Origin of the sequence: Vibrio sp. A1-b2, from assembly GCF_021726015.1 — a bacterium.
Taxonomy (GTDB): domain Bacteria; phylum Pseudomonadota; class Gammaproteobacteria; order Enterobacterales; family Vibrionaceae; genus Vibrio; species Vibrio diazotrophicus.
Genome location: NZ_JAKKCI010000002.1, coordinates 169,561 through 185,458 on the forward strand (window position 1 = coordinate 169,561; position 15,898 = coordinate 185,458).

The 15,898-nt window shown below is 43.3% G+C and carries 12 protein-coding genes; 5 read left to right on the top strand and 7 right to left on the bottom strand.

All coding sequences use genetic code 11. The annotated features are described in order from the left end of the window. Window positions 1-25 precede the first annotated feature (25 nt). Complete coding sequence (locus L3V23_RS05600; RefSeq protein ID WP_237292018.1) at window positions 26-1,663, bottom strand: SulP family inorganic anion transporter; 1,638 nt, start codon at window positions 1,661-1,663, stop codon at window positions 26-28. Between the two features lie 706 nt (window positions 1,664-2,369). On the opposite strand from L3V23_RS05600, the gene L3V23_RS05605 reads away from it, so the two are divergent. From L3V23_RS05605 to L3V23_RS05615, 3 genes are all read left to right on the top strand, one after another. Then, window positions 2,370-3,335, top strand: a complete 966-nt coding sequence (locus L3V23_RS05605) for a porin (protein ID WP_042480921.1) — start codon at window positions 2,370-2,372, stop codon at window positions 3,333-3,335. 193 nt (window positions 3,336-3,528) lie between these two features. Next, entirely contained in the window at window positions 3,529-4,482 is a 954-nt protein-coding gene (locus L3V23_RS05610) for a 2-dehydropantoate 2-reductase (RefSeq protein WP_102965845.1), read from the top strand. 394 nt (window positions 4,483-4,876) lie between these two features. Beyond that, on the top strand, window positions 4,877-6,535 hold the full coding sequence (locus L3V23_RS05615; protein ID WP_042480927.1) for a putative transporter: 1,659 nt from the start codon (window positions 4,877-4,879) through the stop codon (window positions 6,533-6,535). Between the two features lie 75 nt (window positions 6,536-6,610). Here L3V23_RS05615 and L3V23_RS05620 read toward each other — a convergent pair whose 3' ends face one another. The 4 genes from L3V23_RS05620 to L3V23_RS05635 form a co-directional block, all read right to left on the bottom strand. Then, window positions 6,611-7,336, bottom strand: a complete 726-nt coding sequence (locus L3V23_RS05620) for an amino acid ABC transporter ATP-binding protein (protein ID WP_042481561.1) — start codon at window positions 7,334-7,336, stop codon at window positions 6,611-6,613. Window positions 7,337-7,355: 19 nt separating this feature from the next. Continuing rightward, entirely contained in the window at window positions 7,356-8,300 is a 945-nt protein-coding gene (locus L3V23_RS05625) for an amino acid ABC transporter permease (protein ID WP_042480929.1), read from the bottom strand. 77 nt (window positions 8,301-8,377) lie between these two features. Further along, complete coding sequence (locus L3V23_RS05630; protein WP_102953545.1) at window positions 8,378-9,184, bottom strand: transporter substrate-binding domain-containing protein; 807 nt, start codon at window positions 9,182-9,184, stop codon at window positions 8,378-8,380. Between the two features lie 181 nt (window positions 9,185-9,365). Then, the gene (locus L3V23_RS05635; RefSeq protein ID WP_102965844.1) at window positions 9,366-10,598 is read right to left on the bottom strand and encodes a PLP-dependent aspartate aminotransferase family protein; all 1,233 of its coding nucleotides are present in this window, start codon (window positions 10,596-10,598) and stop codon (window positions 9,366-9,368) included. 224 nt (window positions 10,599-10,822) lie between these two features. On the opposite strand from L3V23_RS05635, the gene L3V23_RS05640 reads away from it, so the two are divergent. Then, window positions 10,823-11,293 carry an Lrp/AsnC family transcriptional regulator gene (locus L3V23_RS05640; protein ID WP_102965883.1) on the top strand — a complete coding sequence of 157 codons (471 nt, stop codon included), beginning with the start codon at window positions 10,823-10,825 and terminating at the stop codon, window positions 11,291-11,293. Window positions 11,294-11,379: 86 nt separating this feature from the next. Here the strand turns inward: L3V23_RS05640 and speB are convergent, their stop codons facing one another. Both speB and speA read right to left on the bottom strand, forming a co-directional pair. Next, complete coding sequence (speB, locus tag L3V23_RS05645; RefSeq protein ID WP_102953546.1) at window positions 11,380-12,306, bottom strand: agmatinase; 927 nt, start codon at window positions 12,304-12,306, stop codon at window positions 11,380-11,382. After that, window positions 12,307-14,217 carry an arginine decarboxylase gene (speA, locus tag L3V23_RS05650; protein WP_042480944.1) on the bottom strand — a complete coding sequence of 637 codons (1,911 nt, stop codon included), beginning with the start codon at window positions 14,215-14,217 and terminating at the stop codon, window positions 12,307-12,309. A 493-nt stretch (window positions 14,218-14,710) separates the two neighbouring features. Between speA and proV the strand changes: the two genes are divergently transcribed. After that, on the top strand, window positions 14,711-15,898 hold the full coding sequence (gene proV / locus L3V23_RS05655; protein WP_102964544.1) for a glycine betaine/L-proline ABC transporter ATP-binding protein ProV: 1,188 nt from the start codon (window positions 14,711-14,713) through the stop codon (window positions 15,896-15,898).

The window sequence follows — 15,898 nt, forward strand, 5'->3', positions numbered from 1 at the left end:
CTTCCCACTTCTCGAATGCAGACTATCAATGCACATCTATACGCCACCCCGCCAAAAACGGCGTTAGGCGTTCAGAGAAATGGGTTTCTTTGAAAACGGAAGAACCATGGAGCAATGCTTGTTTAGCGTTCGCTTTAAAGTGGCAGAAATAGATTTCTCGATTTCCTTGTGTGGAGAGTTCAGCCAGCATTTGCACACCAAGGTGGTCAATAAAGTTGATCCCTTTTCCTAAAATGATGAGTCGCTGCGCCTTGATCGAATCCAGCTCTCTATGCAGGTGTTCTACACAGCCGAAGTAAATAGAACCATTGATTCTGACGATCTGCGTGTCCGGAAAACTGGCTTCATCAATATCCAGCTCAGTTGGGGTTACTTTGTCGACCACTGGCCGAGAAGTTCTTCTAAGATAAAAAAACATCGACATCATGATGCCCACGTAAATAGAGAGCTCTAAGTGCAAGACGATTGCAGCAACAAAAGTAGTCATTAGAACTGCGGACTCTTTCTTATCTTGTTGAATGATCGAACGTATGTAGGGAATATCAACGAGGTTATAGGCAACAACTAATAAGATGCCTCCCATACCAGCGAGCGGAATATAGCTGACATACTCAGCCATCACTGGCATCAGCAATAACAGAATTAACCCCGCAAAGACTGCTGCTAAGGGAGTTCTGGCTCCGCTACTAAAATTCACGCCGCTACGGGTAAAAGAACCTGAAGACATATAGCAAGAGAAGAATGCCCCCACTAGGTTTGAAATACCCTGCCCGATGAACTCTTGATTGCTGTCTATACGTTGTTTTGATTTCAACGCCACTGCACGACCAATTGAGATGGCTTCAACCAGACCTAATAATGCAACCGCTAGAATCCCACCGGACAGTTCTCCGATAATTGCTGAATCGAGTTCTGGTGCTGACAGCTGGAGCGTTGAGCTTTGAATTTGGTCTACGTAATCGATGTGAATACCAATTTGAGTAAGCAAAAGAGCCAAAAGCACAGACGCCAACATCGCGACTAACATATTTGGAATGGCAGGCAATAATCGCTTTGCTACAATACAGCTTGCGATGGTGATCAGAGCGATAAGTAATGAGAAAACCTGAAGTTGGTTAAGGTGCAGTATTACCAACCACAGGTTTTCAATCGCAGTATTTGCCGAAGAGTAGTCTAAACCGAGTACATGTCTCAATTGGCTAACGGTAATCACAACCGCGGCTCCGGCTGTAAATCCGATCACAACCGAATGAGAAACAAAATTGACTACGGCTCCTATTCTCATCACGCCCATCAAAAGCTGTACTATGCCAGCGCAGAAGGTCAGAGTAAGGCATAGCTGGATATAGAATGGCGTTCCTGTATCAGCAAACTGGCTGATAGTACTGAAGACAATGACGGACAAAGCGGCGGTTGGCCCAGAAATCAAATGGTTTGAAGAACCAAATAGAGCCGCCAGAATGGCGGGAATGATTGCAGTATATAAACCATATTCAGGAGGAAGGCCGGCAATCATTGCATACGCTACACCTTGAGGCATAACGATCACAGCGCCCGTTAATCCCGCTAATAAATCCGCTTTTACAACGTCCATTTTTACTTGCGGCAACCAAGCAATAAAAGGGAAACAACGAACTAAAACTGTTAGAAACCGACCGCTCATAATATCTCTTACATTTAGAATTCAACTATTTTAAAAATGCGAATCACCACACAAAAACAGTCAAAACCAGAATAAAAACAAACAAAACCACTTATTTAATAAAAGCTATTATAGTCAACAAGCCACCTTGTTCAATCCAATTTGAAATTGCGTTTCAAATAATGACTTACAAGTATTACAATTTGCGATCCAGATAAAATTTAACTCAAGAAAAATATAAAGCCCTATCTACTTATTTGGCCAACCTCAGACGTAAAGAACTTCACCCTCCGAACAAAACCTATGTGACCGTCCTTCTCAATTACAAAACAACGTAAGGAATATCAGTGCTTAGCTGCCATATAAACCAATCTTCTCAAATGTAAACAAGCACCCAAGAGCTATCGCGAGGCACATCTCAAAATAAATAGCCATGTAAATTAAATTAATGAATACGTTAAATAATATCGAATAAATAAATTTATTAATTGCATTGAAACTTGTTACTTAACAACAAACATTAATATCGCAATGATTATGAAGTAGATCGTAAAAAATATTTCAAAAATAAATTTTCAATATATTTAAAAGTTGTTTTGTATAAGATTCACCTGTCGATTTGATTAATAAAAATATATTGCTCACCGGCAAGTAAATTAGGTTGTTAAGCAAATTAATACACTCGATTACGTTTTTGAGTAATCAATATAAAAATATGGAGTAAAATATGAACATCAAACCATTAGCAGCAGTGGTATCTCTTTTAGCAGCAGGTTCTGTAGCGGCAGGCGAAATCTACGCTACTGACACAAATACAGTTGAACTTTCAGGTTGGGCTAAAGCTACTGGTCTATACGTAAAGGCAGACCAAGCAGAAAAAGAAACTCATGTTTTTACTGATGCGCACCTAAAAGCGAAAGCAACACACTTCCTTAATGAAGAGACTAAAGTAATCGGTTCATTTGCAATCAATACTGGCGACAGCGCTGGTGACAGAACAGCAAAGTTCGAAGACATCAAACTGGAATTTGATCACAGTGGCTTTGGCAACCTATCTCTAGGTGACACAGGTAATTCATTTGGCTCAATTGAAAAAGCGAAATCTGGTGAAGGTGCAAACCTATACATCGTTGGACAAGGTGGCGTTGACGGCCAGGGTATCCGTTATAAGAAAACGATTGATAAACTAGAATTATCAGCTAACTATGAAACTGATAGCGAATCTAGCAACGATTCAAACTACGCTCTTTCTGCAAACTACAAAGCTGATAACTTCTCTGCGGCAATTGCGTATGGTTCAGACGGTGATGAAGCAGATTCAATGGGTGTAGCTGCAGACCTAACTCTTGGTTCGCTAAAACTTGCTGCAGGTTACATTTCTTTTGAAAATGCAAAATCGTTGAAAGCAAACGATAGTGTTGAGCTAAAGCTTGATCTACCTAACGATGGCGACACTTACTCTGTTGCAGCGACTTATACTATCGACGTAATCCGAATCTATGGTTCTCTGCAATATGCAGAAGGTAACTACCAAGGTAACTCGTTTGACGCTCAAACAGCATATCTAGGTCTTGGTTACGACGTAACTAAAGAATTCAAAACTGACTTCGTTCTACAAACTGGTGAAATCGAAAAAGCTGGCGTTGAAGAAGACGGTCATGCAGTTAAATTTGTAGCAAAATACTCGTTCTAATTACGAGTACTTTATCTACTGACTTTTCTTATTAATTCCGCATTTTGCGAAAGCCACATCAAGGTTGATGTGGCTTTTTTTAATTGTGCTGCCAACATCTTATCGTATATTCCTACTCACTTAACTCTGGTGATTACTTTCTTAAGCGTTTAATCTGTTTTTGCTTATAAATGTGTACGTAAGGAGAGCTCTCTTGAAATTAGCAATGATCGGTGCAGGTGGTATTGGTTGCTACTATGCGGCAAAGCTAGTTAATGCAGGACACGATGTTGTTTTTGTTGCCAGAGGTGAACATTTAAAAGCGTTACAGCAACAAGGTCTTGAGATAACACATCCAGATTTTTTCTTTTCGGCCCCCGTTTCGGCTACCGATATTCAAGGGCTTTGTGATGATTACAACGGCAATGATTTTGATTTGCTAATTCTTGCATCAAAAGGCAGCACAACCAGCTCAATGATGGATCAAATGAAGCCATGGCTTGATGCGTGCGATACTCCTGTTTTGTCCATTCAAAACGGCGTGATGAATGAAGGCATTATCGCCAATACGGTTGGATTAAAACGCACCATTGGCGGACTGGCAATACGAATCGGAGCCCATGCTCTGGAACCCGGAAAGATAGAAGCGACAGGCAAGGCACAAATCGATTTCGGCGCGTGGCCATCAGAATCTGCAAACCCACACCTGAAAGATTTCCTTTGCGAACTTGGCTCAGTTTTCGACTCTGCAGATATTCCAAATCAGCTTTATGAAGATGTAAGTTATGCGTTGTGGCGTAAACTGCTCATAAACAACGCGATAAACCCAATTACCGCTTTAACAATGAAAGATACTCAAACCGTCACAAAAGACCCAGTATTGAAACAAGCCGTTTATAAGATCATGCAAGAAACAGCAAGAGCGGCAAGGTGTGCGAATGTGAATATGACTGAAGATGATGTAGCAGAGATGTTTAGTCTTATCTGTGAGTTTGATGCTATCAAAACATCCATGTTGGTCGACCGAGAAAAAGGACGCCCAATGGAGATCCAAGAGATCTGCGGCCCGGTAATAGACTACTGTCGGCAAGCTGGTGACCCAGCAACTACCACAGAATTAATTTGCCATCTGTTACAGCATGCCAGTGATCAAATGATCGAAGCCTAAAACTGCTTTTTCTGCATATCCCAAACTCATCTAATTGGAATATGCAGTGAAATATTATGTTACATTCAGGCTCTCAGCGTTTACTTTACTTGCATTTAGGAAACGCTTTTTACCCTTATTTAACATATGTTTATTGGCTAAATCTATTTCCTGCTAAACAGCACACTTTTGTATAACTAGAGTTAACAATCTAAATCTATTGCAGTATTACTAATAGCATAGTTAGGGCAATAAAGTGACGTTGAACTGCTCAAGATACCTCGCACATTCAACGCCTATATCTGAACCCTCCAGCCGTAGACATAACCACGTTTTAGTTCTTACGCCTACCCCTGCCTGATGTTCAACAACGATTGCCCGTCAACCGTTTTTGTAATTGTTCAGGAGACTTACTATGAGTGATATCGCACTCTCTATCAGTATCCTTGCTCTGGTAGCGGTGTTAGGTCTGTGGATAGGGAACTGGCGACTCTATGGCGTTGGTTTAGGGATCGGCGGAGTGCTGTTTGGCGGCATTTTCGTTGGTCACTTTACTGGAGCATGGGGCGTTGAGCTCAACTACCACACCTTACACTTTATCCAAGAGTTTGGATTAATCTTATTCGTTTATACGATTGGTATTCAGGTTGGACCCGGCTTCTTCTCATCACTGAGAAGTTCAGGCTTAAAACTCAACGGCTTTGCCGCATTGATTGTGTTGTTGGGATGTTTGGTTACTGTTGCTCTCTACTACCTGTTTGATGTCCCTCTTCCTGTTATTCTTGGTGTCTTTTCTGGTGCTGTGACTAACACCCCTTCTCTCGGTGCGGGTCAACAAATCCTGACGGAACTCGGTGGTCAGGAAAACCTACTTGATATGACGGGGATGGGCTATGCCATTGCCTACCCGTTTGGTATCTGCGGGATATTGCTCACTATGTGGTTGATTAGACTTATCTTCCGCGTCAATGTGAACCAAGAAGCCGATGAGTTTGAAATCAAAAATGGCCACAAGAAATCAAGTTTACACACCATGAATATCTCCGTTAAAAACCCCAACTTAAACGGATTGTTTTTGAAAGATATTCCAGCGCTAAGTGACGGTAACATTGTGTGCTCACGCCTAAAACGCAATGAACAGTTATTGGTACCAAAACCGGATTCTCGTGTTGAAGTCAATGACCTGCTCCACCTTGTCGGCGACAAGAACGCTTTGGAAAAAGCGCGTCTCGTGATTGGCGAAGAGGTTGATGTATCGCTCTCTACCAGAGGAACAGAACTGCGAGTGCAACGTTTGGTTGTTACCAATGAAGTTGTTCTGGGTAAAAAGCTCAGAGACTTAGATCTAAAAGAGAAATATGACGTTGTTGTCTCACGCCTTAACCGTGCAGGTGTTGAGTTGATCCCCACCAGCAACTCTACCCTTCAGTTTGGTGACATTTTGAACTTAGTCGGACGTCAGGAAGCCATTGAAGCGGTTAGCGGCATGGTCGGCAATGCTCACCAAAAGTTGCAACAGGTACAAATGCTGCCTGTGTTTGTCGGTATTGGTCTCGGAGTGTTGCTCGGTTCAATTCCTTTTTACCTACCGGGTTTCCCCGCTGCAATCAAACTCGGACTGGCTGGCGGCCCACTGATCGTTGCACTCATTCTTGCCAGAATAGGCAGTATCGGCAAAATGTACTGGTTTATGCCACCCAGTGCCAACTTGGCGCTACGGGAAATTGGTATAGTACTGTTCTTGGCTGTGGTAGGTCTTAAATCTGGTGGTAACTTTATTGAAACGCTGGTGCAAGGCGATGGACTTAGCTGGATGGGATATGGTGTCGCTATAACAGCAATTCCGCTGATTACGGTTGGCATATTGGCAAGAGTGCTGGGCCACATTAACTATCTCACTATCTGTGGCATGTTGGCAGGTTCAATGACCGATCCACCAGCGCTCGCATTTGCCAATGCCTTACATGAATCAAGCGGTGCATCAGCACTAGCTTATGCCACTGTATATCCACTGGTGATGTGTCTACGAATACTGTCGCCACAAATACTCGCGCTGATACTTTGGGCCATGTAACCTGCAAATAAGGAAAAACCGAGCTTTAAGGCTCGGTTTTGGTTTAATCGTATCGCTACTATTACAAGACTTTTATTACAGAACTTTCGCCAAGAACTGCTGCAAACGAGGATGGCTTGGATTATCAAACACGGCTTGCGGGCTGTCATCAACCAACAATTTACCATCTTCCATAAACAACACACGGTCTGCAACTTCACGGGCAAAGCCCATTTCATGAGTTACGATAACCATGGTCATCCCTTCTTTTGCCAGACCTTTAATAACGTCTAGTACTTCCCCAACCATCTCAGGGTCAAGGGCTGATGTTGGTTCATCAAACAACATCAAGTCTGGGTTCATTGCTAAAGCGCGGGCAATCGCTACACGTTGCTGCTGGCCACCGGATAAGTGCGTTGGGTAGTTGTTCATGCGATCTTCAAGGCCGACACGTTTTATCAACACTTTCGCGGCACCTTCCACCTCATGTTTAGGGCGCTTCGCCACTTTCATGGGTGCAATCATTACGTTTTCCAACGCAGTCATATGCGGGAATAAGTTGAAGCTTTGGAACACCATTCCCACGTTCTGACGCAATACGTTAATGTCCGTACTTTTTGCGTACATATCGAAACCATCAACGATGATAGTTCCTGAGCTGATCTCTTCTAACTGGTTCAGAGTACGTAAAAACGTCGATTTACCTGAACCTGAAGGCCCAATGATAACCACGACTTCACCACGTTTTACCGTGGTTGATACCGATTTTAAAGCGTGGCAACCATTAGGATAGAACTTGTCGACATTGCTGGCGTAAACCATGTCTTCGCCGTTGTATTCACTAGTCACTGGCTGATAACCTCTTCTCTAAACGTTGAATTGCCCAAGACAGAGTCCCGGTTACTAGTAAGTAAAGTGCTGCGACGGTAAACCACACTTCAAAAGGTGCAAAGCTGCCACTGACCACTTCACGGCCCGCTTTAGTTAAGTCAGTAATTGAGATAACAGAAACCAGCGATGAGTCTTTTATTAGGTTAATAAACTGACCAGCCAGAGGTGGTAACGTACGTTTTAAGGCTTGTGGAAGAATGATGTAGCGCATGGCTTTGGGATAAGTCATACCCAATGAACGCGCGGCTTCCATCTGCCCTGTTGGAATGGCCTGAATACCTGCGCGTACGATTTCGGCAACATAAGCACCTGTAAATACTGATAACGCGACAACACCGGCAGTAAAACGATCGAAATCGAGTACGGTTCCGATAAAGAAATAAACGATGAAGATTTGAACCAGAAGTGGCGTGCCACGTATCAGTTCAACATAGGTTAGAGATAAATTTCTCGCCACTTGATTTTTGGATACCCTCATTAGGCCAAACACAAGGCCAAGCAAAACCGCAAAAATGAGGGAGATAAAGGAAATTTCAACCGTCACCCATAAACCATGAGCAATCGGGCCAAACTTCCATTCATTCAGTTGTGCAACGGCATCGCCTTGGAAAACCAAATCACCGTTTCCAACCAAAAGTGTTGTGTAATGATCAATGATCTGTGGTTGGCTAGCATCGTCGAATTCAATCGTTAACTGACCCGCTTTAACCACCGCTGTACCATCTCCGTTTGCACGAAGTTGTTGCATCTCGGTGTTAACAACGTACGGCCAGAGACGATCCCAATGCCAGTTATAGTTAATACTCTTCCCAGAGAAATAGACCGCGCCAATAAGCATGGCCATAATTAGGACGTAAATTCCGTGTCCTATCCACTTTGAGGATTTTGACTGCATCACTCAGATTCTCTTTATTCTTTTTAATGAACTGGGCAACATTACGCTGCCCAGTTGACTACAGCTTAAGACGTTAATTATTGAACGTCTTTCAACCAGTCGTCAGATTTAAACCACTTGTCGTACATACGATCATAAGTACCGTCGCCTTTGATTTGACGTAAGTAGTTATTCAAGAAATTTAGGAAGTTCGGGTCATCTTGACGAATCGCCCAACCTAGAGGTTCGTAAGTGAACGGTTCTGCTAAATGCGCAACTTTGCCTTTGTTTTGAGCAGCGTAGATCGCGTTGTATGGGAAGTCATAAACGAAAGCGTCTGCTTTACCGTTAACAACCTGCAGAACGGCGTCTACTTCAGTGTCGTAAAGGTCAACTTTTGCATTGAAAAGGTGTTTCTTCGCAGCTTCAACACCAGTAGTGCCAAGCTTTGTTGAAACTGTGTATTTAGGATCATTCAAATCAGTGTAGCTTTTGATTTTACCTTCAAGCGCTGGAGAGAAGATTATAGATTGACCGATAACAATGTACGGGTCAGCAAAGTTAACTTTCAAGTTACGCTCAGGAGTGATAGTCATACCACCCATGATGATGTCACATTTGTTGGTTTGAAGCGCAGGGATAATACCATCCCAAGCGGTGTTTACAGGTGTGAACTTAACACCCATAGAGCGAGCCATGTGCTTACCTAAATCGATATCAAAACCAATGAAACGGCCATCTTTGGTTTTCATTTCGAAAGGCATGTAGCCCGCGTCGAAACAAACTTTTAATTCACCTGAGCTAAGAACACCTTCTAGGTCAGACTCCGCCATTGCTTGATTGGCACCAAGCAGAGAGCAGGCAAAAACAAGTCCAGCAGCTGAAGATTTAATAAATTTTTTCATAATATCCCTTATAAAAAATTTTGTTATTTTTCTGTTCGTCCAATGACAAATACGATGTTGTATTGAATATCACGCAAACGCGTACTGACATCAAAAACCACCAGATAATGCAACACAATCTAATAACATTTCAATAACTATCCGAATTTAAAACCAATAAAATGCTATAAAAATTCAGCTTTCATCTAAGAAGATGACTTAAGTCCCGAATCAAATCAGTTGGTGACTCAAGACCAACTGAGAGCCTGACCACGCCTTTGCCAGCTTCCCTAGAAAACTTCGCTTTTTGTTCCGGACTAAATCGATAAGTCGACTTGTCCAAATCATCGGTTTTTAACACCACTGCTAAACTGCGTTGATGTCCTATGGAATAAGCGTAATAAAACATCCTCGACTCATGTGCAAACCGTTGCTCAATCAGTTCGATATCCTCTACTTGGAATGCAATAATGCCGCCAAAAAATGTCATTTGCTGCTTAGCCAGCGAAAATTGTTGATGAGACGCCAAGCCGGGATATAAAACCCTTAGCACCTTGGGGTGGTTTTCTAACCACTCAGCAATGGTTTGAGCCGATTCACAAAGGGTTTTCATACGTGGATAAATCGTCTCCATACCCCGCATAATTAGCCATGCGCTCTGCGCACTTAAAGATGCACCAAAATAGATGCCAGCAACGCTTCTAAGCTTGCTAATCAAGGCTTTTGAGCCCAGCACGCATCCGCCAAGCACATCTCCATGCCCGTTAATAAACTTGGTTAAAGAGTGAATCACCAAATCTGCCCCAAGTGCAAGTGGTCGGGTAATAACCGGGGTTGAAAAGGTCGAATCAGCACTGAGCAAAATTCCACTGTTTTTAAGCAGCAAAGAGACCTCTTGAATATTGGTTAGTCTTAATAACGGGTTGCATGGCGTCTCTATGTGCACCAACTTAGTGCTAGGGCGCAGTGCATTTTGCACACTTTTGATGCATGAAGTATCCACTGCAGTGACTTCGATTCCATACTGGGGCAATACTTGGGTAGCAAACTCATACACAGCGGCATAGCAGACATCGCTGATTACTAGGTGATCCCCTGCTTTGAGTAAAGACATAAATACCGCAGTGATTGCGGCCATTCCGCTGGCAGTCGCGAGTCCATCTTCAGCCTGTTCTAAAATAGCCAAGCGCTGTTCGAGTAAGCGCACCGTTGGGTTTGTCCAACCGGCATAGAGAAACGGAGAGTCGGAGATATCTTCCATGCCTTGTGCTGAAAATGCGCCTTCATTCGGCAGAAAGCTGTGATTTACCGACATCACAATGTTCGGAGCAATGGCGTTCGTATGAGGGTCTGGTCGAATAGCCGCATGCACCGCAAGTGTTTCAGGAGCGAAGGTTTCAGGGTTTAACCCTGTATCAAAATCATCATTAAGCATTTTTTAATCCAGTCATAGCCATTAGGCCAGCCATAATCATTAAACTAACCAAAGTTACGAGCTAAGAACCATTTGAGGTTGATAGCCGGTTTTCTTTCTAAACCGTACGAAATGGAGTAATTGTGGATTCCAATTGGTAAGTAAAATCCGCTATTCTTGGCACCACATGGAAGATTTACCGCATTTAGGCACCAATAATGCGGAATAACCGCAAGAGGAAAACCATGAGTGAAACCACTCTGGATAATTTCGATAAGAAAATACTGGAACTGATGCAAAGCAACTGCCGTATGGCGAGTGAAATCATTGCCGAACAGGTGGGTCTATCCGCTTCTGCCGTGCAGAGACGCATAAAACGTTTGAGGGATGAAGGGGCGATTAGAACCGAAGTAGCGGTGATCAAACCCGAGCTTTCCACCCATCCAATGACCTTTATTGCCGGAATAGAAATCGACAGAGACAACTACACCGTCCTTAATAAATTCAAACGCTGGGCAGAGACTAAACCTTCGATTCAACAGGTGTTTTACGTTACTGGTAATGTCGATTTAATGGTGGTGATGACGGCTGAAAATGCCAAAAGTTACGATGGATTTATTGAACACATCATGGAACAGTTCCCGCAAATTCGCCGTGTAATGACTAACGTAGTACTAGATACGCCAAAGCAAAGCCTGTATCTGCCTGTTGAATAGTTATCCCGTGAGTTACGCGCATAAAAAAGCCGAGAAGATTTCTCCTCTCGGCTTTCAATTTGGTGATTTAACCTGCAGTAAACGACTTATTCACGCTCAGGGTTTGAAGCCCAAACGTAAAGCAGTTCTAGAGCAATTGTCGCACCGGCAAGTGACGTTAAATCACTTTGGTCGTACGGCGGAGAAACCTCTACCACGTCCATACCAATTAGGTTAATGCCTTTCAGTGCACGGATAATTTTCAGAATCTTATCTGAAGTTAAACCGCCACATACTGGTGTACCTGTACCCGGTGCAAATGCTGGATCTAAACAGTCAATATCAAACGTTAGGTACACTGGCTTGTCGCCAACGATTTCACGAATTTGCTCAACGATTTCGTCCGCAGACATATCGTTCGCTTGCATCGCGTTGATTACGTTGAAGCCGTGACCTTCCTGTTTGTACTCAGTACGAATACCCACTTGCACAGAATGACGAGGAGAGATCAAACCCTCTTTCGGCGCATGATAGAACATAGTGCCGTGGTCATACGCGCTGCCGTTTGCATAAGTATCAGTGTGCGCGTCAAAATGAATCAGCGCCATTTCACCGTAGTGTTTCGCGTAGGCACGAAGGATTGGCAGAGTGATGAAGTGATCACCGCCCAATGCCAATACTGTCTTACCACTCTTTAGAATCTCACTGGTTGCCGCTTCTAGGCGGTAAGTGAAATCTTCTGCGTCACCACAATCAAACACCAAATCACCCGCATCTACTAACTTGATGCGTTTGAACAGGTTGAAATCCCATGGGAATTTTTTGCCTTCCCACGCTAAGTTAACTGAGGCGCGACGAATCGCGTCTGGTCCCATACGAGCACCTGGTCGACCTGAAGTCGCCATATCCAAAGGCACGCCTAACACCACAACATCAGCATCCGACTCTAGCGGATCTCTCTGGTACGGCTGGCGAAGGAACGTCATTGCATTTGAATACAATGAATAATCCGTTTTAGTAAACAAATCATTCATTTAAAAATCCTCCAAGTAGGTATAACCATTTAAACCATGCTCTAATTCTGCTAACACGTCTTGCTGTTCGTTTTCAGCCACACGCTGAGAAACCAACTGACGGTAGTTAGCTCTAATTGCGTCTACGTCGATATGCACGTAACGCATCATATCTTCAACCGTGTCACCTTCATTGATGAAAGTGATTTCAGATTCGCCTTCGTCTGTGATGTTCACAACTGCGCTGTGTGTATCACCAAACAGGTTATGCATATCACCAAGGATCTCTTGGTATGCACCCACTAAGAAAAAGCCCATCAAGTAAGAGGTATCTTTTGACCAAGCAGGAACCGGTAACGTTGTTTCAATACCCTGACCTTCAACGTATTGCTCAACCGCACCGTCTGAGTCACAAGTAATATCCAACATCACTGCGCGGCGATCTTCCACATTCTGCAAGTTAGACAGAGGCAGAACTGGGAACACCTGATCGATACCCCATGCATCTGGTAACGATTGGAACAATGAGAAGTTGACGAAGAACTTGTCCGCCAAACGCTCTTGTAACTGATCTAAAATCGGACGGTGAAAGCGGTTTTTCGCACTCATTTTCATGCGTAGTTCATGATAAATACGTAGCGATAACTGCTCTACCCATGCACGATGTTGCAGGTTGATTACGCCAGTTGAGAACAACATGTGTGCTTCATTCAAATCACTTTGTGTATCGTTAAAAATTTCGATCAATGCACGAGCATCGGTATCATCGTTCAACGTTTGCCAACTGCGCCACATGTTTTGTAACAGCGTAGGTGCATCCGCTTCTGGCTCAACAATCGCTTCAGGAGTGTAACCTTCTGTACCAATTACGTTCGTGATCAGCACTGCGTGATGCGCCGTCACCGAGCGACCAGATTCCGAAATAATGGTCGGCTTTGGTTGATTGTATAAGTTACATACGTCGCCAACCGTGCTGACGATGTTACGAGCATATTCAACCAGACCGTAGTTCATTGAGTTTGAAGACTGGCTACGCGTGCCATCGTAGTCGACAGCCAAACCGCCACCTACGTCAAAGTACTGAATATCTGCACCCAGTTCACGAAGTTCACAGTAGAAACGAGCTGACTCGTTTACACCGTTACGCACGTCGCGAATGTTCGCCATTTGCGAACCTAAGTGGAAATGCACAAGTTGTAGAGCATCAAGCTGACCTTCGGCTTTCAAGCGGTCAATAACAGACAACACTTGAGCCGCAGCCAAACCGAACTTCGATTTTTCACCACCGCTTGATTGCCATTTACCCGCACCTTGTGATGCAAGACGAATACGAATACCTAAGCGAGGTTTAACGCCTAAGCTTTTTGCTTCTTTTAGTACCAAATCAAGCTCAGAAAGCTTCTCTAGTACGATAAATACTTTATGACCAAGCTTTTCGCCGATCAGCGCAAGACGCATGTACTCACGGTCTTTATAACCGTTACACACGATGACAGAACTTGCTTGTTGCGCCATTGCAAGTACTGCTAATAATTCTGGCTTACTGCCCGCTTCTAAACCCAGTTGCTTTGTTTCTAGCTGAGCTTGGCTCGCTAGGATTTCATCAACAACTTCACGCTGTTGGTTAACCTTGATTGGGTAAACCAGCAGGTATTTGTTCGGGTAATCGTATTCATCAATCGCCTGATTAAATGCGTCACAAATGTTGTGAACACGTTGATGCAGGATTTGAGGAAAACGAACAAGCACCGGTAAATTCAAACCGCGTGTTTCTAGCTGACTCACAATTGAACTCAATTGCGTTTGATATTGGCCATCTTTCCTTGGTGACACATAGACTTCACCATGGTTATCTATTCCGAAGAAACCTTGGCTCCAATAATGAACGTTATAATCAGCACGTACGCGATCTAATTTAGATGATTGTTCCACATTTAATCTCACACACTAAGAGAGAATGAAGTGGCTTCAAGAGCCACACCTGACACCCTAAATGTCACGCGCTTTATCGGACAAAACAGGGGGGTGTGTCTAATCATAATAATTTGTCGTTAAGACAAACTTTTATTGTTTCGGCACACCTGATAAAGGGTAGTAAAAAAAACGCAAAAATGTTGTTTCAAAAAAACGTTCATTTCTATCACTCCATCCGAAAAAATTCGTTTAAACGGTTCATAAAATTTCCATTCTTTGTTGTTCTCATCTGCTGAAATTTCAAAATTTAATTTCCACACAAAAACATTCCTACTCAAATTAATTTAAAATTTTTATAGGTAAAAATATTCGTTATATTTCAATATCATAGTGATCAACCCCTCCTATAGAACGCCAGTAACGCCTTGTAATCCTATAAAACATTAATTAGTGTACTAATAATTATTTTGATATTTCACGTCAAAACCGTACAGCAACAAGGATGAAAAACATGTCTACCATGCTGGAGGTCAAAAACCTCTATAAAGTATTTGGCGAAACTCCGAGTGAAGCTTTCCCGCTGATAGAGAAAGGGTTAAGTAAAGATGAGATTTTTGAACAAACGGGACTCACCGTCGGTGTCAAAGATGTCTCTCTCACGGTTAACGAAGGCGAAATCTTCGTCATAATGGGTTTGTCAGGTTCAGGAAAATCAACATTAGTTCGATTGCTTAACCGCTTGATAGAGCCAACAAAGGGCAACGTTCTGATAAAAGGCAAGGACATTGCCCATATCTCAGAGCAGGAGCTGAGATTAGTTCGTCGTCAAAACATCTCTATGGTTTTCCAAAACTTCGCATTAATGCCTCATATGACTGTGTTGGAAAACGCATCATTTGGGCTTGAGCTTGCAGGTATTGATGAAGCAACCAGACATAAGAGTGCAAGAAAAGCGTTAGAACGTGTTGGGCTAGATGCCTATTGCGAATCTTTTCCAGATGAATTATCAGGTGGTATGAAGCAGCGCGTTGGTCTTGCCCGTGCACTGACGAATGACCCTGACATACTCTTGATGGATGAAGCCTTTTCAGCACTTGACCCACTGATTCGAGCTGAAATGCAGGATGAGCTGATTCGTCTACAAAACGACGACAAGCGAACCATTGTTTTTATCTCCCATGATTTAGACGAAGCAATGCGTATCGGCGACCGTATTGCCATTATGCAAGACGGTGTAGTGGTTCAGGTAGGGACGCCCGACGAGATTCTACATAACCCTGCCAATGATTATGTCAGTTCGTTTTTCCGTGGCGTAAATGTGGCATCGGTATTCAGTGCGAAAGACATCGCACGCAAAAAACCTGCTGCTGTGTTTAAAAAACACGATAACGACGGACCAGCTGCCGCACTGCAGCTGCTCATGGATCACGACCGTGACTTTGGCATCGTTGTTGACCGAACCAACAAATTCAGCGGCATTGTTTCGATTCACAGTTTGAATGAAGCGAAGAAAGAAAAACGTTCGCTAAGCAGTGCCCTGCTTTCTGACACCATCACTATTCATCCTGACGTTTCCGTTGGCGATCTCATCAGTCAAGTGGCAGAAGTACCCTATGCGGTGCCCGTCGTCGACGACCAAGGACAGTATTTTGGTGTTATTACCAAATCTCGCTTACTTCAAACTTTAGACAGGGAATAA

Bases quoted from the DNA above. Each gene is read 5' to 3' on its own strand.
- L3V23_RS05605 (WP_042480921.1), top strand. From the start codon at position 2,370: ATGAACATCAAACCATTAGCAGCAGTGGTATCTCTTTTAGCAGCAGGT.
- L3V23_RS05615 (WP_042480927.1), top strand. From the start codon at position 4,877: ATGAGTGATATCGCACTCTCTATCAGTATCCTTGCTCTGGTAGCGGTG.
- proV (WP_102964544.1), top strand. From the start codon at position 14,711: ATGTCTACCATGCTGGAGGTCAAAAACCTCTATAAAGTATTTGGCGAA.
- L3V23_RS05640 (WP_102965883.1), top strand. From the start codon at position 10,823: ATGAGTGAAACCACTCTGGATAATTTCGATAAGAAAATACTGGAACTG.
- speB (WP_102953546.1), bottom strand. From the start codon at position 12,306: ATGAATGATTTGTTTACTAAAACGGATTATTCATTGTATTCAAATGCA.
- L3V23_RS05625 (WP_042480929.1), bottom strand. From the start codon at position 8,300: ATGCAGTCAAAATCCTCAAAGTGGATAGGACACGGAATTTACGTCCTA.
- L3V23_RS05620 (WP_042481561.1), bottom strand. From the start codon at position 7,336: ATGGTTTACGCCAGCAATGTCGACAAGTTCTATCCTAATGGTTGCCAC.
- L3V23_RS05630 (WP_102953545.1), bottom strand. From the start codon at position 9,184: ATGAAAAAATTTATTAAATCTTCAGCTGCTGGACTTGTTTTTGCCTGC.
- L3V23_RS05600 (WP_237292018.1), bottom strand. From the start codon at position 1,663: ATGAGCGGTCGGTTTCTAACAGTTTTAGTTCGTTGTTTCCCTTTTATT.
- L3V23_RS05635 (WP_102965844.1), bottom strand. From the start codon at position 10,598: ATGCTTAATGATGATTTTGATACAGGGTTAAACCCTGAAACCTTCGCT.